General features: G+C 54.0%; 27 protein-coding genes. 17 read left to right on the top strand and 10 right to left on the bottom strand.

Features of this window, described 5'->3' with window-relative positions:
* Positions 1–3 precede the first annotated feature (3 nt).
* From atpB to dnaA, 9 genes are all read right to left on the bottom strand, one after another.
* On the bottom strand, positions 4–690 hold the full coding sequence (gene atpB, locus KF767_15310) for a F0F1 ATP synthase subunit A (GenBank protein ID MBX3019254.1): 687 nt from the start codon (positions 688–690) through the stop codon (positions 4–6).
* Positions 691–700: 10 nt separating this feature from the next.
* Positions 701–1,057, bottom strand: a complete 357-nt coding sequence (locus KF767_15305; protein ID MBX3019253.1) for an ATP synthase subunit I — start codon at positions 1,055–1,057, stop codon at positions 701–703.
* Positions 1,058–1,098: 41 nt separating this feature from the next.
* Complete coding sequence (locus tag KF767_15300; protein ID MBX3019252.1) at positions 1,099–1,320, bottom strand: AtpZ/AtpI family protein; 222 nt, start codon at positions 1,318–1,320, stop codon at positions 1,099–1,101.
* Entirely contained in the window at positions 1,317–2,120 is an 804-nt protein-coding gene (locus KF767_15295; GenBank protein MBX3019251.1) for a tetratricopeptide repeat protein, read from the bottom strand. Before KF767_15295 ends, KF767_15300 begins: the two co-directional genes overlap by 4 nt.
* A 60-nt stretch (positions 2,121–2,180) precedes the next feature.
* On the bottom strand, positions 2,181–4,664 hold the full coding sequence (gene gyrA, locus KF767_15290; protein ID MBX3019250.1) for a DNA gyrase subunit A: 2,484 nt from the start codon (positions 4,662–4,664) through the stop codon (positions 2,181–2,183).
* Positions 4,665–4,675: 11 nt separating this feature from the next.
* Positions 4,676–7,096, bottom strand: a complete 2,421-nt coding sequence (gene gyrB, locus KF767_15285; protein MBX3019249.1) for a DNA topoisomerase (ATP-hydrolyzing) subunit B — start codon at positions 7,094–7,096, stop codon at positions 4,676–4,678.
* 28 nt (positions 7,097–7,124) lie between these two features.
* Positions 7,125–8,291, bottom strand: a complete 1,167-nt coding sequence (recF, locus tag KF767_15280; protein MBX3019248.1) for a DNA replication and repair protein RecF — start codon at positions 8,289–8,291, stop codon at positions 7,125–7,127.
* 13 nt (positions 8,292–8,304) lie between these two features.
* The gene (gene dnaN / locus KF767_15275) at positions 8,305–9,414 is read right to left on the bottom strand and encodes a DNA polymerase III subunit beta (GenBank protein MBX3019247.1); all 1,110 of its coding nucleotides are present in this window, start codon (positions 9,412–9,414) and stop codon (positions 8,305–8,307) included.
* Positions 9,415–9,599: 185 nt separating this feature from the next.
* Entirely contained in the window at positions 9,600–11,000 is a 1,401-nt protein-coding gene (gene dnaA / locus KF767_15270) for a chromosomal replication initiator protein DnaA (protein ID MBX3019246.1), read from the bottom strand.
* A 317-nt stretch (positions 11,001–11,317) separates the two neighbouring features.
* Between dnaA and rpmH the strand changes: the two genes are divergently transcribed.
* From rpmH to rsmG, 8 genes are read left to right on the top strand one after another with little or no spacing between them, the layout of a single operon-like run.
* A complete protein-coding gene (gene rpmH / locus KF767_15265; protein MBX3019245.1) occupies positions 11,318–11,470 on the top strand; it encodes a 50S ribosomal protein L34 in 153 nt (50 codons plus the stop codon).
* Entirely contained in the window at positions 11,457–11,819 is a 363-nt protein-coding gene (rnpA, locus tag KF767_15260; GenBank protein ID MBX3019244.1) for a ribonuclease P protein component, read from the top strand. Before rpmH ends, rnpA begins: the two co-directional genes overlap by 14 nt.
* Positions 11,713–12,066, top strand: a complete 354-nt coding sequence (yidD, locus tag KF767_15255) for a membrane protein insertion efficiency factor YidD (protein MBX3019243.1) — start codon at positions 11,713–11,715, stop codon at positions 12,064–12,066. Before rnpA ends, yidD begins: the two co-directional genes overlap by 107 nt.
* A complete protein-coding gene (gene yidC / locus KF767_15250; GenBank protein ID MBX3019242.1) occupies positions 12,063–13,718 on the top strand; it encodes a membrane protein insertase YidC in 1,656 nt (551 codons plus the stop codon). The genes yidD and yidC overlap by 4 nt, the downstream gene beginning before the upstream one ends.
* A 19-nt stretch (positions 13,719–13,737) precedes the next feature.
* Entirely contained in the window at positions 13,738–14,301 is a 564-nt protein-coding gene (locus tag KF767_15245; protein MBX3019241.1) for a hypothetical protein, read from the top strand.
* Positions 14,302–14,321: 20 nt separating this feature from the next.
* Entirely contained in the window at positions 14,322–15,713 is a 1,392-nt protein-coding gene (mnmE, locus tag KF767_15240; GenBank protein MBX3019240.1) for a tRNA uridine-5-carboxymethylaminomethyl(34) synthesis GTPase MnmE, read from the top strand.
* Position 15,714: 1 nt separating this feature from the next.
* Complete coding sequence (gene mnmG / locus KF767_15235) at positions 15,715–17,619, top strand: tRNA uridine-5-carboxymethylaminomethyl(34) synthesis enzyme MnmG (GenBank protein ID MBX3019239.1); 1,905 nt, start codon at positions 15,715–15,717, stop codon at positions 17,617–17,619.
* A complete protein-coding gene (rsmG, locus tag KF767_15230) occupies positions 17,603–18,310 on the top strand; it encodes a 16S rRNA (guanine(527)-N(7))-methyltransferase RsmG (protein ID MBX3019238.1) in 708 nt (235 codons plus the stop codon). The genes mnmG and rsmG overlap by 17 nt, the downstream gene beginning before the upstream one ends.
* Before the next feature lie 69 nt (positions 18,311–18,379).
* Here the strand turns inward: rsmG and KF767_15225 are convergent, their stop codons facing one another.
* Positions 18,380–18,898: a hypothetical protein gene (locus KF767_15225; GenBank protein MBX3019237.1), complete on the bottom strand. Its 519-nt coding sequence runs from the start codon at positions 18,896–18,898 to the stop codon at positions 18,380–18,382.
* A 147-nt stretch (positions 18,899–19,045) separates the two neighbouring features.
* Here KF767_15225 and KF767_15220 point away from each other — a divergent pair, with 147 nt between their 5' ends.
* From KF767_15220 to KF767_15180, 9 genes are all read left to right on the top strand, one after another.
* Entirely contained in the window at positions 19,046–19,864 is an 819-nt protein-coding gene (locus KF767_15220) for a ParA family protein (protein ID MBX3019236.1), read from the top strand.
* Complete coding sequence (locus KF767_15215; GenBank protein MBX3019235.1) at positions 19,857–20,879, top strand: ParB/RepB/Spo0J family partition protein; 1,023 nt, start codon at positions 19,857–19,859, stop codon at positions 20,877–20,879. The genes KF767_15220 and KF767_15215 overlap by 8 nt, the downstream gene beginning before the upstream one ends.
* A complete protein-coding gene (locus KF767_15210) occupies positions 20,864–21,226 on the top strand; it encodes a polymer-forming cytoskeletal protein (protein MBX3019234.1) in 363 nt (120 codons plus the stop codon). Before KF767_15215 ends, KF767_15210 begins: the two co-directional genes overlap by 16 nt.
* Positions 21,227–21,309: 83 nt before the next feature.
* Complete coding sequence (locus tag KF767_15205; protein MBX3019233.1) at positions 21,310–21,750, top strand: ATP synthase F0 subunit B; 441 nt, start codon at positions 21,310–21,312, stop codon at positions 21,748–21,750.
* A complete protein-coding gene (locus KF767_15200; protein MBX3019232.1) occupies positions 21,747–22,316 on the top strand; it encodes an ATP synthase F0 subunit B in 570 nt (189 codons plus the stop codon). Before KF767_15205 ends, KF767_15200 begins: the two co-directional genes overlap by 4 nt.
* Positions 22,313–22,843 (top strand): ATP synthase F1 subunit delta, encoded by a 531-nt coding sequence (atpH, locus tag KF767_15195; protein MBX3019231.1) that lies wholly within the window; start codon positions 22,313–22,315, stop codon positions 22,841–22,843. The genes KF767_15200 and atpH overlap by 4 nt, the downstream gene beginning before the upstream one ends.
* A gap of 68 nt (positions 22,844–22,911) precedes the next feature.
* Positions 22,912–24,423 carry a F0F1 ATP synthase subunit alpha gene (gene atpA, locus KF767_15190; protein ID MBX3019230.1) on the top strand — a complete coding sequence of 504 codons (1,512 nt, stop codon included), beginning with the start codon at positions 22,912–22,914 and terminating at the stop codon, positions 24,421–24,423.
* A gap of 20 nt (positions 24,424–24,443) precedes the next feature.
* A complete protein-coding gene (atpG, locus tag KF767_15185; protein ID MBX3019229.1) occupies positions 24,444–25,319 on the top strand; it encodes an ATP synthase F1 subunit gamma in 876 nt (291 codons plus the stop codon).
* A 33-nt stretch (positions 25,320–25,352) separates the two neighbouring features.
* The coding region (locus tag KF767_15180) for a F0F1 ATP synthase subunit beta (GenBank protein ID MBX3019228.1) at positions 25,353–25,937 on the top strand (585 nt) is incomplete at its 3' end.

Raw genomic sequence — 25,937 nt, 5'->3', positions numbered from 1 at the left:
TTTCTAGTGATCGTGCGCCGTCGCGAGAGCCACGTAAACCATCGACAACAGCGTGAACACGAAAGCCTGAACGCAGGCCACGAACAGGCCCAGCATGTAGAACGGGATCGGCAACCCGATAGGGAACAGATTCAAGAAAATGCCGACAACCGTATGGTCACCTTGAAGGACGTTCGCCAGACGCAGACCCAAGCTGATCGGACGCACAAAGTGCGAGATCAACTCGATGACGAGCATCAACGGAATCAGCCACCAGATGGGACCCAGGAAGTGTTTGAAGTAAGCAACGCCGTTCTCTTTCACGCCGAAGATGTTGTAGGCGAAGAACATGAAGAAACCCATCGCCAGCGTGGTGTTCAGATTTTCCGTCGCGGGAACCATACCGGGAATCATCCCGACGAGGTTGTTAATCAAAACGAAAGTGAAAGTCGCCGCGAACATGGGGACGAACGCGCGTCCATGTTCACCAATGACCATGTCCGAAAGACCTTGAATGAACTCGGTGATGAATTCGAAGAAACCGCGGAACGAAAGTTTGCCAGCGGGAACAACCGCCGTTTCACCGGTACCCAGTTGAGCGCGTGCGATGAAAGTTGCGGCGATCAAACCTGCCGAAACAATTCCAGCTGTCGCAACGTGAGCGTAGGTGTCGCCCACTCCAGGGATCAATGAGGTCAAACTTGAAGCCATCGGCTAATTCCTATTCCTGTTCCTGCGCCTTGAAAGAACTCTGTTGATAAAGTCCTAACAAAACGGCCGCGAACACAAATATCGAGATTCCCACGAGAAAGCTAAGAGGCTGAACCCAGGGAAGGCTCAAAATGCGATACAACAACACGGCTAAAATCGTGTACTTACTTACAATGATTAAAACACAGAGAGCAATGAGTTTTTTGCTGTTGATCAGAGCCCAAGAACCGGCCAGCACCGCGAAATTCACGAGCATTGTCACACCGCCGATGAACACCGATGCGGCAGTTTCCCACGAGAAGAAACCGGCCAATACGGTCACGAGCGCGATCAAAGCAAGTTGAATAACAAAGAAGCTTTTAAGCACGAATGGGGCTTAACTGATCCGCTGACCCTCGGACAAGACATTCATTTCGATTCGGGCTCTTCTGAATCCGCTTCAAACTTCTTCAAGAGCTGCACAATGTGCACGAGCCAGCCCACTAAAGCCGCTGCTGAAAAACCAACCAGCCCCAGCCCCTTCGTGCCGTAATTCTCATCAACCCATTGCCCGATAAATATGCACCCTAAAATCAATCCGACGAGTTCAAAACCCATCGCCATGAAAATAAGCCCTTTATTTGGCTTCATTTCTTCCATCCTCGAGCGCCGGGCTGATTGAGCGAGCGCTCGCGTAGTCTTTTCAGGCGAAGCTCCACATATTCCGGCACGGGATGTGAGGCCTTCACCGACTCAAGAATACCAATCGCACCCTTGAAGTCCTTTTGCTCTTCCAAAGCGACCGCCAAGGTCATCGGGACGTTCTCGCGAATCGCCTGGTCACGATGTTTCGTTAGAAGATCGCGCAGAATCACCGAAGCCTCGTCGTACTTTTTGTCGGCGATCAAGATGTTCGCTTGCAGCTCTTTGATTTCAAAATCCAACTTATGGTCATGAGGGCCACGCAGAAGCTCTTTAAGCTCGGCCGCCGCCTGCATGAAGTTATTCATGTGGTAATAGCTTCGCGCCAACTTCACGCGGTAAGCGACCCGCTCTTCAGCGTCGGTCTCGACTTGCAGCAGACTTGAAATCTCTTCGATGGCGCGTGGGTAATCCTGAATCTGCGCGAAGACGATATCCACGATCTGTTTTTGCGCGTTCAAGGATTCCTTCGGCTCGGGCGAATACAAGACCAAGTGGCGATACAAGGGAATGGCGCGCGTGACGTCTTTGATTTCCAGAGAAGCGATACGCGCTCCTTCCCGCGCCGACATCAGCGCTTCCGCGCTCGCGGGTTCCGTCCGGACGATGTCTTCAAACAAACTGACCGCCGTACGCCAGTTCTGAGACGAAGCCTCGGTTTCGGCCTTCTTGTACTCTTTCTGAATCGGTCGCTCACACGCCAGAAAAAAGAAAAGAGCCAACCCGTAAACCCACCAGACTCGAATCACCCCGTGACCTCGTCCATTGAGATTTCGCCTCTGTTGGCTCTTTCGCATTTCGACTCCGATTTAGTGCGTTTGGGTTCCCGCCGGCGGCGTGGTTTCCAATTGCTCTTCATCGTCAACGACCGCAAATCCGGTCACCAATTCATCTTTGTCCGCAAGGTTGATCAAACGTACGCCCTGGGTGTTACGACCCAACAGCGAAATGTCCGTGACCTTCATGCGGATGACCTGCCCCTTATCGGTGGTCAGGATGACTTCTTGGTTGTTCGCGACACGTTTTGCACCCACGACGTTCCCGACTTTGTCGGTCGTCTTCTGGGTGATGATGCCGACGCCGCCACGACCTTGGATACGGTATTCCTCTTGTTCCGAGCGCTTACCGTAGCCGCCTTCTGTGACCACCAGCAGGGTGTCTTTCGAACCCTTACCGAGGATTTCCATGGTCTGCACCACGTCGGTCTTCGCCAGGGTGATCCCTTTCACGCCACGTGCGGAACGGCCCATGGCACGAACGTCGCTTTCGTTGAAACGAATCGACATCCCCTCGCGGGTCGCGATGAAGATATCGCTTTCGCCGTCCGAAATCTTCGCGTCGATGACCTGGTCATCCAGATCGGTCGTCAGCGCGATGATTCCCGCGGTCCGCGGATTCGCGAACGCGTCGAGCGAAGTCTTCTTGATGATCCCTTTTTGAGTGAGCATCACGACGAAGCGATTTTCGTCGAAGTTCTCGACCGGCAGAACCGCCATCACTTTTTCGGTGTTCTGCAGTTGAACGACGTTCGCGATCGCTTTCCCTTTGCTGGTCCGATTGCCCTGGGGCAGACGGTGAACTTTCGTCCAATAGACCTTCCCTTTGTCGGTAAAGATCAAAAGGTTCGTCTTGGTGCTGGCACTGAAGATGTCGGTGACGTAGTCCTCGTCCCGCGTTTCCATGCCTTTCAGGCCTTTGCCGCCACGACGTTGCACACGGTATTCATCCGGCGAAATGCGCTTGATGTAACCCGTGTTCGTGATGGTGACGACCATCGGTTCTTCCGCGATCAGATCTTCGTCTTCGATGTCGCCACCGTCGTTCGCGATTTGCGTGCGACGGGGATCGGCGTGACGTTTACGGATCTCGGTCAATTCACCGACGATGATTTTGTAGATTTCTTTGACGTCCGCCAGAACCATTTTCAACCAGTCGATGGTTTTCATGAGCTCGGCGAGTTCCGCCAAGATCTTGTCGCGCTCCAAGCCGGTCAGACGTTGCAAACGCATTTCCAAGATCGCCTTCGCTTGGCGTTCCGAGAACGCGAACTTATCCATCAGGTTCGTGGTCGCAACCGACGAATCCCCCGAGGCTTTGATCGTCGCGATGACCGCATCGATGTTGTCGAGGGCCTTCTTCAGACCTTCCAAGATATGCGCTTTTTCCTGCGCCTTCTTCAGATCGAACAAGCAACGACGAGTGACGACGTCACGGCGGTGCTCGATGAACGCCTGAAGCATCATCTTCAGATCGAAGGTGACGGGCTGGTTCTTCGCGTCGAGCGCCAGCATGATGATACCGAAGCTGACTTGCAGCTGCGTGAACTTGTACAGGCGATTCAGGATCACCGACGCGTTTTCACCGCGTTTGATCGAAATCACGATGCGCATTCCCTCGCGCGACGACTCGTCACGCAGATCGGAAATGCCTTCGATCGTTTTTTCACGAACCATGTCGGCGATGCTTTCGATCAGCTTCGCCTTGTTCACCTGGTACGGGATTTCGGTCACGATGATCTCTTCACGACCGTCTTTGCGGGCTTCGATATCCGCAACGGCTTTCAGCGTGATGATCCCTTTTCCCTTTTTGTAGGCTTGATGAATGCCTTGCGTGCCCGAGACGACGCCGTACGAAGGGAAGTCGGGGCCAGGAATTTTCTGCATCAGATCGTCGATCGAGCAGTCAGGATTATCGATCAGGTGGATACAACCGTCGATCACTTCACCCAGGTTATGGGGCGGAATGTTCGTCGCCATACCGACGGCGATCCCCGCCGAACCGTTCACCAGCAAGTTCGGGAACTTCGCCGGAAGAACCATCGGCACTTCAAGCGAATCGTCGTAGTTCGGACCGAACTTGACGGTCTCTTTGTCGATGTCTTCAAGAAGCTCTTCGGCCAGTTTGGTGACGCGGACTTCGGTGTAACGGCTGGCTGCGGGAGCATCACCATCGATGGAACCGAAGTTTCCCTGACCGTCTTCAAGCGGGTAGCGCAGCGAGAAATCCTGCGCCATCCGCACCATCGAGTCGTAGATCGCCATATCACCGTGAGGGTGATATTTACCCATCACTTCACCAACAACCCGGGCTGATTTTTTGTAGGGTTTGTCGTGGCTGTTCCCCATCTCGTATTGCGCGAACAAGATCCGGCGGTGAACGGGTTTCAGTCCATCACGCACGTCGGGCAAAGCACGACCCACGATGACAGACATCGAATATTGCAGATAGGCGTCGCGCATCTCTTTGTTGATGTCGACGACGGTCACGCCCCGAGGGCTCTGATTTTCTTCCATGAGCTTGCTCCTTAGACGTCCAGCTCACGCACGCTAAGTGCGTTGTCGTTGATGAATTTCCGACGGGGTTCGACAAGTTCACCCATCAAGACGCTGAAGGTTTCATCCGCCGCAACCGCATCGTCGATGCTCACTTGGAGCAGGTTACGATGCTCGGGATTCAGCGTGGTTTCCCACAGCTGCTCGGGGTTCATCTCGCCCAATCCCTTGTAGCGTTGGATGTAGTAGCCCTTCTTCGTGCTCTCCATCACTTCGGCATGCAGTGATTTATAATCTTCAAAAGTTTTTTCCGAACCGCCGAGAGTCAGGGTCACGGGCAATTTCGATACGCCGGTGATCTCGCTCCACAGCGAATTCAATTCAATCCACTCGGGCATTTTCAGGAACTGCGCATTCAGTTTCGTCGTCGACTTATCCGCAAAACGGAAAGTTTCGACGATCACCGACGGAACGCCGTCTTCGACGACCGGCTTCCACGCGATATCCGTGATCGAAACGTCTTTCTGGGTCGGGTAGAAGTCTTTGAATTTCGCCAAAAGCGCCAAAGTCTTCGACTCGTCCTTCAGGGTTTCTTCCAGTCCGGTCGCATTCGCCACCAGGTACGCCGCAAGGTCGGGATCGAATTTACTGCGGGCAACTTTCAACACGTGATTGAAGCGCTGAATGTTCGACATGAACTTGCGGAAATCCGCGTTCTTCGAACCCGAGGTCAGCACGACGTCTTTCAAACCGCTGGTGAGCAAAAATTCATTCAGCGCCTGATCGTCTTTCAGATAATTCTCGGCCTGGCCTTTTTTCGCGCGGTAGAGCGGCGGCTGCGCGATGTACACATAACCGCGCTCGAGCACTTCGGGCATCTGGCGATAGAAGAACGTCAGCAGCAGCGTACGGATGTGCGAGCCGTCGACGTCCGCATCGGTCATGATAATGATTTTGTGGTAACGGATTTTTTCGGCGCTGACTTGGTCTTTACCGATCCCGGTTCCGAGGGCCGAGATCATCATGCGGATCTCTTCGTTCGACAGCATTTTGTCGAAACGCGCCTTCTCGACGTTCAGGATCTTACCCTTCAGCGGCAGAACCGCTTGGGTACGACGGTCACGGGCTTGCTTCGCGGATCCACCGGCCGAGTCTCCCTCGACCAGGTACAATTCGCAGAGCGAAGGATCGCGTTCTTGGCAGTCCGCCATCTTTCCCGGAAGCGTTCCGCCGTCGAGCGCCGTCTTACGACGGGTCAGCTCGCGGGCCTTACGGGCCGCTTCGCGCGCGCGGGCGGCCTCCACGCATTTGCCGATGATCTGTTTCGCCGGACCTGGATTGCGATCGAACCAGTCGGCCATTTTTTCGTTCACGAGAGATTCGACGATCCCCTTGACCTCGTTGTTACCGAGTTTGGTTTTCGTCTGCCCTTCGAATTGGGGCTCACGTACTTTCACCGAGACGACCGCAGCCATCCCCTCACGGATGTCCTCACCCTCGAGCGAAACCTTCAGATCCTTCAGCAGGTTCTTTTCGGTCGCGTAGGCGTTGGTGGTCCGAGTGACCGCGCCACGGAAACCGATCAAGTGCGTTCCGCCTTCGATGGTGTTGATGTTGTTGCAGTACGAGAAGATCGACTCGGAATACGAATCGTTCCACTGCGCCGCCACTTCGACTTCGACATCGTCACGTTCGCCGCGGAAGTACACGACGTCGTTGTGCAGAGCTTTTTTCGATTGGTTCAAGTAGCTGACGAACTCCGCGATGCCGTTCGCATATTGGAATTCTTGTTTCTTCCCCGTGCGCTCATCGTTCAACGAGATGTAAAGCCCCGCATTCAAGAATGCGAGTTCGCGGAAACGATTCGCCAGCGTGTTGAAATCGTAAGAGATCGAAAGATCTTTGAAGATTTCGGTATCGGGCTTGAAGGTGGTTTTCGTTCCGGTCTTGGTGATGGCCTCGCCTTTTTCGAGCGGACCTTGCGGTTGCCCCTTGGCGTAGTTTTGAATCCAAGTGAAGCCGTTGCGTTTGACTTCCACGCGCGTCCGCACGGAAAGCGCGTTCACCACGGAAGCGCCGACGCCGTGAAGACCGCCGGAAACTTTGTAGCTGCCGCCATCGAACTTACCGCCGGCGTGCAGGACGGTCATGACGATTTCGAGGGCCGACTTTCCGTTTTTGTGAGCTTCCACGGGAATGCCGCGGCCGTCGTCTTCCACGGTGATCGACTCATCGGTCGAAATCGTCACGTTGATGTGTTTACAGAAACCCGCGAGGGCTTCGTCGACCGAGTTATCCACGATTTCGTACACAAGGTGGTGATAACCGCGCACACCGGTATCGCCGATGTACATTCCAGGTCTTTTGCGAACGGCCTCGAGACCCTCCAAAACCTGGATCGAATCCGCGCCGTATTCTTTCTGTTCGGTTTTTTGAACAGTATCCGTACTCATCCCCCGCCCTTTCGAAAACAAAACAAGGCTAGTCTGTCACACGCCCATCCAGAACTCGCTTGAGCGAGATCTGCGATTCAGCGGAAGTGGACGAGAAAACTTGGGGAAGATCGTAGTCGGTTGTGGTCAACACGATCTGCGACTCCATGGTCTTCATCAGCTCGACGAAATTTTTTCGTTTCGCGCCATCCAGTTCCGATAAAACGTCATCCAGAAGCAGGATGGGACGCCTTTTGAGAACCTTCCGATGATACACGATCTGAGCGACTTTGAAAGCCAGAATCAAGCTTCTTTGCTGCCCCTGCGAACAGAAAAATCTTGAATCGTTTCCGCCAAATAGGAACACGATGTCGTGCTTGTGCGGACCCACCAAACTTGTGCCCGAAGAGAGCTCAGCCGACTGCAATTCTTTGAGTCTTTTCTGCAGTGAGTTGTGGATATCTTGGTGGGAATAGTGGATCGCGGGCTGTTGGGAGATCCAGTACTGGAGCTGAATTGCGGGAAATCCCTCAGAAACGCTCTGCATCGCCAGATTCACATCCGGCTCGAGTTTGCGAAGAGCTTCAATTCGCTGTTGCGTCACAATGACGGCCAGTTCCAAGAACTTTGGATTCAGTGCTTCGAGCAACGCCAAAGTTTTATCCACAGGTTTTTCCAGAGCCGCGCCAAGGCCGATTCCGCTTTCACGGGCGTCCCGGTGATCCCGGAGGATCTTGTTGCGCATTCGCAGCGCTTTACGGAAATCCTGGTGCGTTTGGTGGGCGATCGGCGAAAGGTTCAGCACGAGTTCGTCGACGAGCGCGCGACGCTCTTCGGCACTGCCCTTAATCGCGTTCAAAGATTCGGGACTGAACAGAATCGGCGGATCCATCCGCCGCCAGTCCTGCGCGGTGAACTTCTTTTCATTCACCGTCAGTGCTTTTTTGCCGTTTTGAATTTTCAAAAAAACGTCGAGGGCTTCGTGCTGATCGTTTTCGAAAAGGCCCCGTAAAGAGGCCGCTTCCGATCCCCATTTCACGTAGTGGGAAACTTCCGACGGGCGAAAGGACTCGCCCGTCAGCAGAAGATAAATGGCTTCAAGGATGTTCGATTTTCCCTGACCGTTGTCGCCGACGAAAACGTTCGTCTGCGCCGAGAAATCGACCCACTGCTCTTTGAAATTTCTGAAATCAAAGAGTCGAAGCCGCTTCAGCATTGCCCGTTACCGATCAAATCCGCATGGGCATGACCACGCACGTGTAGGCGGGATCATTGTGCGGACGGATCAATCCGGGCGAAAGCTGATCGTTGATTTCGAAATCGACTTTTTCTTCGGTCATCGCGGTCAGCACATCCTGGATGTACTTCGCGTTGAAACCGATCCGCAGATCTTGTCCCGCGTATTCGACTTCGATTTCTTCCTTCGCATCACCGAGCTCGGGATTGTTCGAAGCGATTTCCATTTTGCCGTCAGCGATCGAGAGCGTGATCGCTTTCGATTTTTGATTCGCCAAAAGCGAAACGCGTTTCAACGAAGTCAGGAAAGAGTCGCGATGAATCGTGATCTTCTTTTTCAGGTTCTGTGGAATAAACTGTGAATAGTTGGGATATTTCCCTTCGATCAAACGAATCATCAACGTCGTGTTCGAGTTGCGCAGAATCATCTGCGAACCTTCGATCGCGACTTCGAACGGACCTTCCAAGCTATCCAGCAATTTTTTGATTTCGTTCAAACCCTTACGGGGAATGATCACGCCCTGACCTTGAGTCATGAGCTTTTGTGCCGGCAACTTCTTTTGGATCAGGCTCAAACGGTGACCGTCGGTCGCGACCATCGTGTAACCCGCATCGCCTTTTTGTTCGAAATAAACACCGTTCAGGTGATAACGAGTTTCGTCGTTCGAAACGCTGTACACCGTGCGATCGATCATCTCACGAAGGACGGGCCCAGGAATCTCGGCGAAACCTTGTCCGGTGAAAGTGGGGAACACCGGATACTCTTCGGCGCTGATCCCAACGATCTTGGATTGGTAACGACCCTGACGAATTTCGAGCCAGTTGTTTTCTTTGCGAGTCAGCGAGATACGTCCATCGCCCAACTCTTTCGCGATATCGAAAAGAGCTTTAGCACTGACCGCCACCTTACCGGGTGTGTTCACTTTCGCAGGACTCTGATCTGTGAGGCTGACCTCAAGATCTGTTGCGAACACCTTCAGGTTCTGACCATCTGCTTCCAAGAGCACGTTCATCAGAACGGGCATCGTGTTTCTTTTCTCCACGATGTTCAGGGTCTTCCCGATCAGATTGAGGAGCTCTTTCTTATCTATTTCTATATACATATAATACTCGTAGTCGTAGTAGGGGCGTGGATAACTCATTTTTCTACTTAACTCTTCAAAAACACTCGCAGAATCTAGTGGACCGTTTCACCTGAGGCCAACCCAAATCTCTGTCAAATTTGGGGGGAACTCGAATCCACAAAGAAGTTCTCAACTTCTTCCACAGGTTTTTCCACAGGGCAGATTCACACCCCTGTGATATTGTGGATTCTTGTCGTTAACTCCTCGAGATCATTCTTAATATCCATATCTTTATTCTGTAGAAAATCGACCCGTTCCAGCGCATTCATCACCGTTGTGTGATCTTTGCCGCCAAAAGCGCGTCCAATTTCTACGAGCGGACGATCCAAATGCTTTTTGATCAGATACATGGCGATCTGCCGGGGAACGACGATCACTTTGGCGCGGGTTGTGGACTTCAGGTCCGCAATCTTCACCTTAAAATGATCCGCCACCAGCTTTTGGATATCCTCGAGCGAAATCGTGGTCTGAGTTTCGTGACTATTCAAGACTTTCTTGGCGAGCTCGATGTCGATGCTCAAACCCTGAAGTTCACTGAACATTTTCACTTTTTTGAGGTTGCCCTCCAGCTCACGAATACTCCGTTTGGATATTCTGGCTATGTAGTTGACCACGTCCTCAGCCAGACGAAGGCCCATGCGCTCGGCTTTGTAACGGAGGATAGCCACCCGTGTTTCCAAATCGGGCATTTGGATGTCGGCGATCAAACCCCACTCCAAACGTGAGCGGTTCCGGTCTTCCAGATTCAGGATGTCTTTGGGCATTCGATCGGAAGCCAGAACCACCTGTTTCCGCTTTTCGATGAACGCATTGATCATATGGAAGAACTCTTCCTGCGTCGCTTCCCCGCGGCCGATGTACTGAACGTCATCGACCAGCAGGATGTCGCAGTTTTCACGGTATTTCTGACGGAACTTATCCATCTCTTGGCGACGGATCGCCGAAATACACTCATTCAAAAAGCGCTCAGCCGAGAAGTAGTTAATCCGAAGGTGCGGAAATTGTTCGAGAATCTGATGACCAACGGCGTGCAGAAGATGCGTTTTACCCATTCCGACAGGTCCGCAGATAAACAGCGGATTATAGCCCTGTCCGGGATTGCGGGCGACGTTGTAGCTTGCGGCGTGGGCAAACTCGGTATTGCGGCCGACCACGAAGGTGCTGAAGGTGTACTCGGGATTCAAGAAATCGAAGTACTTCCCTTGAGTTGGCGCAAAGGGCCGAGGCGCCGGGTGCGGCTCGATGACCTCTTGAACCGGGGCTACGGCCGCAGGGTTTTCCTTGGGGGCTTCGCCCGCACGTTGTCCGGTGACAACTACTTCGATTTCATAAGGAGAACGATAGGACTCCGAGACCTCGAGATAGATCTTTTCCAGGAGGTTTTCGATGACGAAATACTGGTGGATCGGCGAAGGAACGCCCAAAACCATCTTAGGAAGCCCCGAATTCTCGGCGGTATCCACATAATGGATGGGCTCCAAAAAGGTCTCAATCAACCGGTTTTCCCGGTTGCGGCTTTTGATACTGTTTTTGATGGATGCCCAAAAATCAGAGTTCAGTTCCACGAACAAGACCCCCTTCTGCTCGTGTCGGCCACCTTGCTTGGCGGATGGGAGGGAGCTAACAGGGTGAGGGGGGTATTTCAACTATTGACCCTCATAATGCGTTGTGATTTATTCCGGCCTCTAGAGCCCTGAGTTCCAGATCGAACTTTTCGACGTTATTCGTTCGAAACCATCGACGACGGAACAGATTGAAATCTCTAGAAATTATCTCGGTTCGGCGTCGCTCCAACGAGCGCTCAAAAGAGAGCTCTATGGAGGAGCACCGGACGTGACTACGAAACGGATGATCTGCAGAGGTCATCCAGAGGGAGCTTCAGATGAGCAAACGCACTTACCAACCTCGCAATAAGCGTCGCAAAACCACTCACGGTTTCCGCGCTCGCATGGCAACTAAAGACGGTCGCGCGGTTCTCTCGCGTCGTCGTGCAAAAGGTCGCAAACGTCTGACTGTCGCAGTTGGTAGCAAGTAATTCGCGGCCCCGGCGTAGCCTCGTTCTGAAGTCGGACTTCGAGCGGCTGCGCCAATCGGGTCGTAAAATGAGCTCCTGCCGTTGGCTGACGATCATTTACGTTCCGAACACCGTTGGTTATTTACGCTACGGCTTTTCGATTCCACGCCAAGTGGGAAAGGCCGTTCTTCGTAATCGCCTCCGGCGTTGGGCCCGTGAGATCGTTCGCAAACAAGTCCGGGAGCATGAGGACTTGTCGATCGATGTGCACTTCTTCTTTCGTCCACAAAAGGGCGAACATTACGACACTCTCGAACTGCGAGACCTGGAATCCCAGTGGAAAACACGTGGGCTTCAGCTTGAGTCCTAAGTCCATCTTTCGGTGGATCGGCCTCTGGGGAATCGCGTTTTATCGCGTGGTTCTGGCCCCGTCGATGGGTGGCGTTTGCCGTTTTGAACCGAGCTGTTCACGTTACGCCGAAGAAGCCTTCCGCACCTTGTCTCCTGGAACCGCCTTGAAACTCACTTTGATTCGTCTGTGGCGCTGCCGTCCCGGTGGACCCTACGGTTATGATCCCGTTCCTTTTACCGCGAAAGTCATTGAGGACACTCCATGAGTACGACACCAGAGAACAACAACAACTTCTTGGACAACAAGACCATCTTGGCCGTCGCGGTTTGCGCGGTTTTGTTCTTCGGCTGGCAAGCCTGGATGACCCACAAATATCCCGAATATTATAAGCCCAAAGGGCAAGTCGCCGCTTCTGGAGAGGTGACCGGCGAAACCGCGGGCTCTGGAACCGTTGCGGGCACGGGCGTTTTAAGTCCGCCCACCGCCGATGCTGCGCAGGCCGGTGCCGCCGCCGTGGCTCAAGAGGCTGCGGTCGATTCGACTCCCGAATCGGTTCACAGTTTTGAAAACGAAAGCGTGGCCTTCGAGATCTCTTCCAAAGGGATGGGGCTGCAGAAATTCCGCCTGCGCAAGTATCGCGATCATCAAGAGCAAGAGATCAAGCTCGGCGCCGTCGAAGGCTTCCGTCTTTTCGAAATCGGCGTTGTCGGTCAGTCGTCTCCTCTGGATTTCGTCGTCGCGCGCCAGTCGGAAACGACCTTTGTCGGTCAGGCTCGCCAGGGGGCCCTAGTCATCACGCACACGATGACCGTCGATCCCGAGACCGCGAAAATCGACTCTTTGGTTCGTTTAGAGAACGTGCCCGCGGACTTTAAGGGTCTGACGGTGAAACAAGTCGAGCCTCGTCGCAAAGTGACCGGCGGCAACTTCTTCATGCCCTCGCTGGATCACCAAGAATTCCTCGCGGAAATCGACGGTTCGGTCGAGCGTCTGCATATCAAAGACGGTGAGCCCGTCGCTCACGATTACCAAGCCGCGAATCTGTGGGGTATCGGCTCGCAGTATTTCGTTTCGGCGGTGGTCGATCAATCGGCCGTGATGCCCTCGGTGCGTATGGAATCCGAGGCGACCGGTGAATTGCGCAGTATCGCGACTTACGCTCCGGTCACCGTGCAACCGACCATGGAATTCAAATGGATCTCGTACGCGGGCGGCAAGTCGTCGGCGGTTCTCGAGAAGGTGAATCCGGAATTGGTGAAGGTCGTGAACTTCGGTTTCTTCTCTCCCATCGGGAAAGTGCTGTTGAAAGTCCTGCAGTGGTCCCACGGTTTGGTCGGCAACTGGGGTTGGGCGATCATCATTTTGACCGTCCTGGTTCGTTTGATCGTTCTGCCGTTCAACATGGCGTCGTATCGTTCGATGAAGAAGATGCAGGTCATTCAGCCGCAGCTGCAAGCGCTGCGGACTCGCTACAAGGAAGATCCCACAGCCTTGAACCGCGAAACCATGGCGCTGATGCGCGAGCAGAAGGTCAACCCCTTGGGTGGTTGTTTGCCGCTGCTTCTGCAGATGCCCGTCTTCTTCGCTCTGTATCAGGTTTTGGGGCAGTCGATCGAACTTTACCAAGCGCCGTTCATCTTCTGGATTCATGACTTGAGCCAGAAGGACCCTTTCTTCGTTCTGCCGATCTTGATGGGCGTGACGATGTTCGTTCAGCAAAAAATCACGCCCACCACGATGGATCCCGCACAGGCGCGGATCATGTTGTGGATGCCGTTGATCTTCAGTGTGTTTACATTCGGTCTGCCCAGCGGACTGACGCTTTATATCTTCATCAGCACTCTCTTCGGGGTGATCCAACAGCAGCTTTTCATGCTGGATCGCAAGTCGAACAAAGTTGCGGTGACAAAAGTTTAAAAGGAAAAGGGGACGTACAATGACAGGATTCCTAAGCCGCCTCTTCGGCGGAAAGAAAAAAGAGACGGGTTCGCAAGCCGATGGCGACGTCGCACAGCTCGTGCGCGCGACCATGGAAGGCTTGATCGAAAAGGGCGGTTTCGATCTTTCGTTCGACGTGAAATCCAGCGATGACGACAAAGGTCAGCCGCAAATCAACGTCGAGATCTCGGGCCCCGATGAAGAGCTTTTGAAAGAGCGTGAAGGCCAAATGATCGACTCGATCCAGCTGTTCCTTCAGCGGGTCGTTCAGCACAATTTCTCGGAAGACAAAACCTCGATCCAGATCGACTGCAACGGCTACCGTGAAGAGTCGAATGCGGCCCTGATCGAGCTGGCGGATAAACTCAAGGACACCGCGATTTCCAAGGGGAAATCGGTCTATATCCGTGCCCTGCCCCCCAAAGACCGCAAGATCGTCCACCAGCACCTGGCGGGCGACGAGCGCGTGAAGAGCCGCTCCATCGGCGATGGACTTTATAAAAAGATCAAAATCTATCCTGCCAAATCTTCGGGTGTCGAAGAGGGCCGGACGGATTCTTAAGCATGTGCTAGGTAGTCGCCATGGCTGACCATCGGTTGCGGGAGTCGCAAACCATTCATGCTTTGGCGACGCCCCTTGGGCGTTCGGGAATCGCGGTCCTGCGGATCAGCGGTCCCGGCGCCGTTTCGGTGGTGCGCAAACTTGCGCCCTTCCTTCCCGCCGAAGTTGAATCGCATCGAGTTTACTACGGACATCTTGAATCACTGCTGATGGAAGCTCATCGCATCGATGAGGTTCTGTTGACGCCTTTTTTAGGCGGGCGCTCCTTTACGGGCGAAGAGTGCGTCGAAATTTCCTGTCACGGAAACCCCGTGATCATCGACGAAATTCAAAAAGAACTGATTCACGCCGGAAGTTTGCCGGCGGAACCCGGTGAATTCACATACCGCGCATTCATGAATGGTCGACTCGATCTGGTGCAGGCGGAAAGCGTCCTGTCCGTGATCGAAAGCCAGTCACCGTTTGAAAAAGCGAATGCGCTCAAGCAATTGGGCGGCGCGGTTTCCCAACAGGTCGCCTCGATTGAAAAACAGATTCTGCATACGCTCGCGCATCTGGAAGCGGATATCGATTTTTCCACCGAAGGTTTGGAAACGATGTCTTCCGATGAGCTGATTTCTTCGCTGAAACAGGTTTCCCGCGAAATCGATCAGCTGGTGGCTGGCTATGAGCGTGGCCGGGTTTTGGAAGAAGGTTTCCGCGTCGTTTTCGCGGGGCCTCCGAACGTCGGCAAATCCAGTCTTTTGAACCTGGTTTTGGGTGAAAATCGCGCCATTGTGACCGAGATCGCGGGAACCACCCGCGATACGATCGAGGCTTGGACCGAGGTGAACGGCGTGCGGGTCTGTTGGACGGACACCGCCGGTCTTCGTGAAACCGCGGATGTCGTCGAAAACCTAGGAATTGATCGTGTCCGCGAACAGCTGCGCCGTGCGGATCTGGTGTTCTGGGTCAGCGCTCCCGATGTGATGGTGGGTGAAGATCAGAAAGACCTGGAATGGATCTTACGAGAACGCCCCGATGTTCTGGTCTTCCTTCGTAATAAGGCGGACTTGGGTGAAGCGGCGGTGGCGACTGTTTCCGGCGCCGAGGCGATTCCGGTACTGCAAGGTTCAGTTCGCAGTGCGGGTGCGGATCTGGTCGAGCGGATTCGCGAGTCCGTGGCTTTGCGGATTTCGGCGACGGGAGCGGGGGAAAGCGTCGTGATTTCGCGGGCCCGTCATTTCGAAGCTTTGACGGCGGCGAAAGCCGCCATGGACGAGGCTTTGGGGATGGCGCGGGACCGCATCGGTCGCGAACTTCTGGCGATGCCCTTGAAGGAAGCCCTGGTTCGGGTGCAAAGTCTGCTCGGAATTCGTTACGACGAGCAGGTCATCGATCAGATTTTCAAAGAGTTCTGCCTTGGGAAGTAATATGGGAACCGATTTTGATGTGATCGTGGTGGGTGCCGGCCATGCCGGAATCGAAGCTTCACTGGCGCCTTCGCGTTTGGGTTTGAAGACTTTGATGGTCACCACGAATGTCGATCGCATCGGCTACATGAGCTGCAACCCCTCGATTGGTGGTTTGGCTAAAGGCCACATGGTTCGGGAAATCGATATTCTTGGCGGGGAGATGGGTTTGGTCGCCGACCTGACTTGTTTGCAGTTCAAACGCCTGAATTCCCGGAAAGGTCCCGCCGTTCGCGGAACCCGCGTTCAATCCGACAAAGAAAAATACGCCCGCGAGATGAAAACCCGCCTGCAAAGCCAGGCGAATTTGACCGTCATGCAAGGCGAAGTGAAAAGCCTGCTTCTGGGTAAGAACTCTGCCGGTCAGGCCCTCGCGGAGGGTGTGATTCTGCAAGATGGTTCGGTGATTCGCGCGAAGACCGTCATTTTGACCACCGGGACTTTCATGAATGGCGTGATGCATATGGGGTCGGTGCAAACCGCCGGGGGCCGTGTTGGTGATCAAGCCAGTTTAGGTCTTTCCGATCAGCTGAAATCCTTCGGTTTTGAAGTGAAACGACTGAAAACCGGGACGCCCGCCCGTCTGCGCGCCGGCAGCATCGATTTTTCGAAAACGACGGAACAATACGGGGATCCCGAGTTCTTTCCGTTTTCGATGCGTTCGTCCCGTGAATTCCAGCTTCCCCAGGTCGCGTGCTATCTGTCGCGAACCACGGAAAAAACCCACGATATTATCCGTGAAAATCTGCATCAATCCCCGATGTATTGTGGGGTGATTGAGGGTTCGGGTCCCCGTTACTGCCCGAGTATCGAAGACAAGGTCGTTCGTTTTGCCGATCGCGATTCACACCAGACTTTTCTGGAGCCCGAATCCTTGGAAACGGACTTGATCTATTTGCAGGGGATTTCGACCAGTCTTCCGCAAGAAACCCAGGATCAGTTTCTGCGGACGATCCCGGGTCTCGAAAATGTGGAGGTCGTTCGTTACGGTTACGCGGTCGAATATGATTATTTCGAACCTACGCAAATTTGGCATCGTCTGGAAACCCGTCAGATCGACTCGCTTTTCTTGGCGGGGCAAATCAACGGAACTTCGGGTTACGAGGAAGCGGCCGCGCAGGGTTTCATCGCGGGCGTAAACGCGGCCCACAAGATTTTGGGTCGGGATGAGCTCGTGCTTTCACGGGATCAAGCCTACATCGGAGTTTTGATCGACGACTTGGTGACCAAAGGAACCCGCGAACCTTACCGGATGTTCACTTCGCGCGCGGAGCATCGTCTGGTTTTAAGGGAAGACAATACTCTCGATCGCTTGGGGCAGATCGGCTTAGGTCTGGGTTTGATCGACGAGAGCGCGAATGCGCTGTACCAATCCGTGCGTGAGCGGCGTTCGGCCCTACTAGAAAAGCTTCGGGCGGAGCGCTGTTATCCGAAGCCGGAAATGCAGGAAAAACTGCTCGCTTTGGGGACTCCCGCACTTCTGAAATCGGTCACCTGGGAAGAGCTTCTTCGTCGACCCGAGGTGGACTCATGGTCTTTGGGAAAATTGGGTTTCGAGATCGACTCGGATCCCGTGGTTTGTGAACCCGTCGAGATCGAAGTGAAATATTCCGGTTACATTAAAAGACAACACGAGCTCATCGAGCAGGCGCGAAAGTTCGAAGAGCTTCATTTGGCCTCGGATCTGGATTACCAACAGATTCGCGGGCTCTCGAATGAAGAGAAAGAGAAGCTGGCGGCCGTAAAACCGAGAACTCTCGGTCAGGCTCAGCGCATCAGTGGTGTGAATCCTTCGGCAATTCAGGCGATAATGATTTTCCTGCGATCAAGGCAGAAGTCAGGGGAATCGCTTGGACAAACCGTCTAAGTTCGGAAAAGGCGCAAAAGACGAAAACGATAAAGCCCATCTGGGTGAAGGTCTGGCTATTCATTGGCGACTGCCGCAATGGTTTCCGGAGCTGAGTGCTCAACAGCTGGGGCAGTTTAAAGTCTTCCATGAAGAGCTTTTGAAGGCCAATAAGTCGATGAACTTGATTGGCGTGAAGACGATTAGTCATGCGGACGCGATTCATTTCGCGGACTGCATCTTGGCGTCTCGGGAAATGCTTAAAATTATTGGTAAAAATGAAGTCTTCGATATTGGAGTAGGCAACGGACTTCCTGGACTGATCATGAGTATCCTGAGTCCGACTACTCAGACTACTCTCGTGGTTCCGGACCCCAAAAGGGCGGAGTTCGTGACTAGTCTGGCTCGACAGTTCGGTTTGAACAGCCTGAAGGTCGTGACTAGTCAGATCGACAAACTTCCGGAAGGATCGATGAACTTCGTGGTTTGTCGGGGCCTCGCGTCAATTAGTCGTAGTATTCTTGTCCTCCGTAAGCCCGTCAAGAAGGGTGGAGTCGTCTTTCATATGAAAGGCGAAGAGTGGTTCAAAGAGGTCTCGGAAATTCCCACTCAACTTTGCAGCTTCTGGCGTCCGGCTCTCATGGCCGAATATCGCCTCCCCATTGGAGAAGTGAATTTCTCCATTGTCCGTACCGACAAGTTTTCGGAATAGAACGGACCGACTTCTTCTCGGTTAAGCAGCGCATTGCGTCGACGGATATCCAATGTTCCACGTGGAACATTAATGGGCGGGAGCGGCTTCGGCCCCTGATTGAGCCCCTTCCGCTTGTTTTGCGGCGGCCGCTGTAGGATCTCCGTCAGGAGTGCGACCGGTCGACAGGCCAAGAGCCGCTCGACGATCTTTTACGCTCCAATTGCGAGGAGATTTCTGCACGGCTTGATCCAATTGATAGTTTGCGAGGGCCGCAGGATCGGAACACTCTTTTCCGGCGTGAAAAGCCTCGAGGCAGGCCACTCGAGTCTTCCAAAGCCGCATTTGAGCCTGAACTTCGAGAGCTTTCTTCTTCTGTTCTGCCAAAGTGAGTTTGTTGCGGGATTCCCAGTAGCGTTTTTCCGCGTATTTGATCTGACCCGTTTGGGGAACGACCTTTTTGATCTCTCCCTCGGCCTCGGTCACTGCCGTTTGGGCCGCAGTCACATCTGCAGTCGCCGCTGCGACTTCGGCTTGGAGAGCCTGATATAGAGGATCCTTCAACTCAGGGTTGGGATCGGCCTTTTTGCAGCCTGTGAGAGTAGTCATGACCACTCCACAACAAAGAATAAGGCTGAAAACGCGATCGAACACCTGAAAACCCCCAATGTTCCACGTGGAACATCGGATAAAAACGCAATTTCCTTGAATTTCTCCGCTAATAGGGAGAACTTTTCACACCATAAGGGGGCTCGCGTGGCGAAGACCATCTGTATTGCCAACCAAAAGGGTGGAGTCGGTAAAACGACCACCTCGGTGAACCTGTCTGCGGCTTTGGCGACCGCTGGTAAGAGCGTACTTCTCATCGATATGGATCCGCAGGGGAATGCCTCCAGCGGTCTCGGTTTGAAACGCCACGAGTTTCAAGAGTCGAATATCTACCACGTTCTCATCGGCGAAAAGTCGCTCGGTGAGGTTCTGGCGGATACCCAGCTGCCCAATCTGAAGATCGCCACGGCCAATCCGGACCTCGTCGGTGCAGAAATTGAGCTCGTGGATATGCCGGAGCGGGAATATCGCCTGAAAAGTGCGATCAAGCCCTTCGCCCATGAGTTTGACTACATCATTATCGATTGTCCGCCGTCATTGGGGCTTTTGACCCTGAACGCGCTGACTTCGGCGGAAAGCTTTCTGGTTCCCCTGCAGTGCGAATACTACGCCCTGGAAGGGCTCTCTCAGCTGCTGAATACCGCAGGTCTGGTCAAAAAGAATCTGAACCCCACCCTCCATATCGAGGGCATCGTTCTGACGATGTTTGATACCCGTAACAATCTCTCTCACCAAGTTGTCCAGGAGATCCGGACTCACTTCGGCGAAAAGGTTTTCAACGCCATCATTCCCCGAAATGTTCGTCTGTCCGAGGCTCCCAGCCATGGTCAGTCCATCATTCAGTATGATCCTCGTTCGATTGGCTCGATCAAGTATCAAGAGCTCGCGACGGAGCTCGTGGAGCGGGATCTTCGGGCTGCGCAATCTGCGAACGCAGAAATGGCAAGTGAGGATCTAAATGCCTGATATCATTAATGATAATTCAAACAAAAAGAAGGCCTTGGGCCGCGGAATTGGTTCTTTGCTTGGAGGTAATTCGAGCTCAGGATTGATGGGAAATAGCATCGAAAAGCCGGTCCAAAGACCGGCTCAGCCGACGCCGGCGGCAGGGGCTTCGGTGGCCGCCGCTCCGGCACCGGTGGCGGCGCCCGCTCCACAACCGCAAATTCCTGCGGAAGCGCGCATCTGGAAGGTGGGAATCGACAAGCTGAAACCTTCACCGTTCCAGCCCCGGACCCAGTTTGAAAAAGAGAAGCTGGAAGAGCTGTCCGAATCGATCAAAACCAGCGGAATTATCCAGCCGATCGTGGTCCGGAAAACGGGAACTGCGGGTTTCGAGATCATCGCGGGTGAACGGCGTTGGCGTGCGGCTCAGCTGGCGGGACTTCACGAAGTTCCCGTCATCATGAAAGACATGGGCGATCGCGAGACGCTCGAGATGGCCATCATCGAAAATATCCAGCGCGAAGACTTGAATCCGATGGAAGAGGCCGAGGCCTACCAACGTCTGGCTCATGAGTTCGAATTGACCCAGCAACAGGTCGCGGAAAAGGTCGGTCGGGAGCGGGCCAGCGTCACCAACGCGATCCGTTTGCTCCAGCTGCCCCGTGACGTTCGCGAACTGATCGCGACTAAAGAACTGTCCGTGGGGCACGCGAAAGTTCTGCTGTCTTTGCCGGAATCCGAAGAGCAATCGAAGTGGGCGCAGTCCGTACTGAAAGAAGGGCTGACCGTTCGTAAGCTTGAGAAAATGCTGAAGAAAGATCAAACTGAAGAGCCCAAATCGGCGACGGACACGGCCAAGGAAAGTGTGACCGGTCGTTTGATCCAGGGTCTGTCCGAAGAGCTGCAGAAGCTCCTTGGAACGAAGGTCACGATTGATTACCATGAGGGTAAGGGCCGCGTGGCCATCCAATATTATACGGACGAGCAACTTACGTCCGTCGTTGATCGGATTCGGGTCGGATGTCAGAAGTCATAGAAATCTTTGGGGAAGAGCTGTCCACCTCGCATATTTCCGCGGTTCTGGAGTCGGGATCGCGGTTCGAGGGTAAACTGACGTTCGAAGGCACCGTGAAAATCGGTGGCGAATTCAGCGGAGAGATCTTCACCCAAGACAATGTCGTCATTAACGCCGGTGCGCTTGTCGAAGCGAACATCGAAGCCGACGTCATCGTCATTTGTGGCCGCGTGGAGGGAAACCTCTTCGCGCGGCGCCGCGTGATTATGCATCCTCCCGCGACTTTCAAAGGCACCGTGACCTCACCTTCGCTGCGCATCGATGAGGGCGTGGTTTTCGAGGGTGCTTCGTACATGCCGAAGACGTAAGCAGCGCCATCTATTGCCTTGACCCTCTTCTTGGAGCGGGATAACCCCAGCTTCAATTCAGTAGGGAATTCAATAGAATGGAAATGCTCAACGCTCTAGGGCTGAACCATACAGCCTTTCTTCAGTTCGCTATCTTTTCAGTAACATTCTTTGTTCTGACCTTCGGTCTGTTTTCGCCGTTCGCGAAAGCCCTCGAAGAACGTCAAGAACGCACAAAGGGTGCTTCCGCCGCGTCGGAAGATTTGGTCAACGAGACCAACTCTCTCCGTCAGCAATTCGAGACGAAAGCGCGCTCGATCAATGGCGAAATCAAGTCGATCTACGACGAAAATCGCAGCCAAGGAGTGAAGGAGTCGGAAAAAATTCTGACGACCGCTCGCGAGCAAGCGAACTCCATCGTCGAGAAAGCTCGTGCCTCGGTGGCGGCCCAAGTGACCGAAGCCCAGCGCAAGCTGAAGGATGAAGTTCCCGTCGTGGCCAACGCGATCGCGGCGAAACTTCTTTCGAAGAAGGCGAACTCATGAAATCGATGACACTCTTTTCGCTTCTGACAATTTTGGCGAATGTGGCGATCGCGGCTCCTCACGGGGACGGTCATCACCACGGTCCGGACTGGACTTTGATTGGCTGGCAGGCCTTCAACGTCGGCATCCTCGTTGTGGGCTTGATCATCGTTTTGCGTAAGCCCGTTCGCGAATTCTTCGCGGCCCAGAAGGTGGCTTACGTCGATGCGGCCGCAAAAACTCAAGCCGCAAAAACCGCAGCCGAGAACGATCTGAAGTCGATCCGTGCGGAACTCACCCGGATTGAAGCGACCGCAGCGGAAAGCATCGCGCGCGCTCGTGCCGAGTCGGCGGATGTGCGCAAACAAATGATCGCGGATGCCGAGACCACCGCAAACCGTCTGCGTACGGACGCCGAGACTTCGGCGAAATTGGAAGTGAACCGCGCCGTGGAACAGCTGCGCACGCAGCTTTTGACCGACGCCGTGGCGGCCGCTCGTAACCAAATGAGCGCCGGAGTTTCTTCGGAAGACCACCAGCGCCTGAACAAAGAATTCATCCGTAATATCGAGGCGGCACAGTCATGATTTCGCAAATCGGAAGTCGTTACGCAAAAGCCCTGTTTGAAGTGAGTGAGTCAGCGAAAAACTCCGACGCAGTTCTGGGTGACCTGCGTTCGTTGGGTGAGGCTGTTTCCAAAAACGCCGACGTGAAAGCCTTCTTGAATTCGCCGATCGTGAGCCAAGCCGACAAAGCGAAGATCTTCGCTCCGTTGAAAGGCAAGTTCTCGGCTCCGGTGGAGAATCTTCTGAATGTCTTGAACGACAAGGATCGTTTGGCCTTCGCGGGTGAAATTGCGGAAGCCTTCGAGGCTCTGATCGACGAAAAAAACGGCGTCACTCGTGGCGTGGTTCGTTCGGCCGCCGCGCTCGATCCTGAACAACGCAAGAACCTTGAAGAGACGGTCCGTAAGGTCACCGGTAAACAAGTCATCTTGAAGTTCGATGTCGATCCGACCTTGATGGGTGGCCTGGTGGCGACCGTCGGCGGTTGGACGTTTGACGACAGCCTGACGTCGCATTTGACGTCGTTGAAAGAGGGACTGGGACACTAACCCGAGCCTTCCTTGGAATAGATTTAGTTAAAAGATTTTTTTGAAAAGTTATTAAGGAGCTACAGTCGATGGATACGCAAATTCGCGCCGAAGAAATCAGCCGCGTCCTGAAAGAACAGATCAGCCAGTACGCTAAAAAAGTCGAAGTGAACGAAACCGGAACCGTTTTGTCGGTCGGTGACGGTGTCGCTCGCGTGTACGGTTTGGAAAACGTCATGGCCGGTGAGCTCGTTGAGTTCCCGAACGAAACCTTCGGTATGGTCTTGAACCTCGAAGAAAGCTTCGTCGGGGTTGTCGTGTTCGGTGAAGACCGCGCGATCAAAGAAGGCGATACCGTTAAGCGCACCAAAGCGATCGTCGAAACTCCCGTTGGTGAAGCCCTCTTGGGTCGCGTGGTGAACGCCCTGGGACAAGCGATCGACGGACGTGGTGAAATCAAGACAGAACACAAACGTGTCGTCGAGCTGAAGGCACCCGGTATCGTTTACCGTCAATCGGTCAGCGAACCCCTTCAGACCGGTATCAAAGCGATCGACGCGATGATCCCGATCGGCCGTGGTCAGCGTGAATTGATCATCGGTGACCGTCAGACCGGTAAGACCGCCATCGCGATCGATACCATCATCAACCAAAAAGGTCTGGGCGTTCAGTGCTTCTACGTCGCCATCGGACAGAAACAGTCGACCATCGCGGTCGTCGTTGAAAAGCTCCGCGCGGCCGGCGCTCTCGAATACACCACCATCATCGCGGCGGGTGCTTCGGATCCCGCTCCCATGCAGTTCTTGGCTGCCTACACCGGTACCGCTATGGCGGAATACTTCCGTGATACCGGCCGCCACGCCCTGATCGTGTACGATGATTTGACGAAACAAGCTCAGGCTTACCGTCAGCTGTCGCTCTTGCTCCGTCGTCCTCCGGGACGTGAAGCCTACCCTGGCGACGTCTTCTATCTCCACAGCCGTCTGCTCGAGCGTGCGGCGAAACTGTCGGCGGATAAAGGCGGCGGTTCGTTGACGGCGCTTCCGATCATCGAGACTCAAGCGGGTGACATCTCGGCGTACATTCCGACGAACGTCATCTCGATCACGGATGGTCAGATCTTCCTGCAATCGGATCTGTTCTATAAAGGGATCCGTCCCGCAATCGACGTTGGTAAGTCGGTTTCGCGTGTCGGTGGTGCCGCTCAGATCAAAGCGATGAAACAGGTCGCGGGAACGATCAAACTTGAACTCGCTCAGTTCCGCGCGCTGGAAGCCTTCGCGGCGTTCGCGTCGGATCTCGATAAGGCTTCGCAACAGCAGCTGGCCCGTGGCCGTCGCTTGGTCGAAATCTTGAAGCAAGGTCAGTATCAGCCCTTCCGTGTCGAAGATCAGATCATCTCGATCTGGGGAGCGACCAACGGTTACGCGGACGGCATTGACGAAAAAGACGTCAAGCGCTGGGAAAAAGAGATGCTCGAGTTCGTGAAAACGAAGTACTCGCACATCGCTAAAAACATCGCCGAGAAAAAGGCGATCACCGACGAAACCAAAGCGGCACTGAAGCAGGCTCTCGAAGAGTTCAAAGCGATCTTCAAGTAAGTCGGAAGGATTAAGCCGGTATGGCAAATTTGAAGGACATCCGCACGCGGATTGACTCGACGAAGAACACGCAGCAGATCACCCGCGCAATGAAGCTGGTTTCTGCCGCGAAACTTCGTAAAGCGCAGAACCAGATCGTGAACATGCGCCCGTATGCGCAGACACTTCTGCGCGTGATCGGCAATCTCGTGAAGTCGGAACAAGTAAAGCATCCGCTCATCACTCCCCACGAGGAAGTGAAACGCGTTCTGTTGTTGGTTCTCTCGTCGGATCGCGGTCTGGCGGGTGGATTCAACGCGAACATCTCGAAATTCACCGAATTGTACCTGCGTGACAACAAAGGGAAATACGAAACGTTGGACTTGATGTTCATCGGTAAAAAGTCGGCTGAATTCTTCGCTCGTCGCGGGGTGAAGCCCGTCGAAACGATTCTGCGCCTGGATAAAGACATCAGCTACGCGCTGGCGTCGAAAGTCGCGGAAAAGGCGATGAAGCAATATCTCGCGGGCGAATACGACGAAGTCCGTCTCGTCTACAACGAGTTCAAATCGGCCATCTCGCAACAAGTGGTCACCGAGACGCTGTTGCCCGTCGATCTGGAACGTGCGGGCGTGTTGGGCGAAGCGACTCAGTTCTCTCCCGATATGATCTTCGAGCCGGCTCCGGAAAAGATGATTGAGCAACTGCTGCTCAAACACTTCACGGTGCAGGTCTTCCGCGGAATGGCGGAATCGGTTGCGGCCGAACACGGGGCGCGTATGACCGCGATGGAAAACGCGACCAACAACGCGAAGGAAGTGATGAACAAACTGACGCTGACCTACAACAAGGCCCGTCAGGAGAAGATCACGACCGAGTTGACCGAAATCGTCAGCGGTGCGGAAGCTTTGAACTAATTTTTTAATACGGATTGATTAAGGAGTTTTGAAATGGAAACCGGAAAAGTAACACAGGTGTTGGGACCCGTCGTTGACGTTCAGTTCCCCGCATCGCAGATGCCGCCGATCAACACCGCTCTGCGCGTGTCTAACAAGGCGATCAACGATCAAGAATACAACCTCGTACTCGAAGTGGCTCAGCACTTGGGTGACTCGGTTTGCCGTACGATCGCGATGGACTCGACTGAAGGTCTGGTCCGCGGCGCGAAAGTGCAGAGCACGGGTAAAATGATTCAAGCACCCGTGGGCGAAGGCGTCCTCGGTCGTATCGTGAACGTCATCGGCGAGCCGATCGACGAAGCGGGTCCCTTGAAGACCACTGAATCGTGGGACATTCACCGTGCGGCTCCGAAATTCGAAGACCAAGCGACGGCGACTGAAATGCTCATGACCGGTATCAAGGTCGTCGACCTTCTCGCGCCTTACGCGAAGGGTGGAAAGATCGGTCTGTTCGGTGGTGCGGGCGTCGGTAAGACGGTCCTGATCCAGGAACTGATCCGTAACATCGCGACGGAGCACGGTGGTTACTCGGTCTTCGCCGGCGTCGGCGAGCGCACTCGTGAAGGAAACGATCTT

Source organism: Pseudobdellovibrionaceae bacterium (assembly GCA_019637875.1).
In the GTDB taxonomy this organism is placed as follows: Bacteria; Bdellovibrionota; Bdellovibrionia; order Bdellovibrionales; family Bdellovibrionaceae; genus JAHBUW01.
The sequence above is the reverse complement of the archived record's forward strand: the minus strand, read 5'-3'. Positions and strand labels throughout refer to the sequence as shown.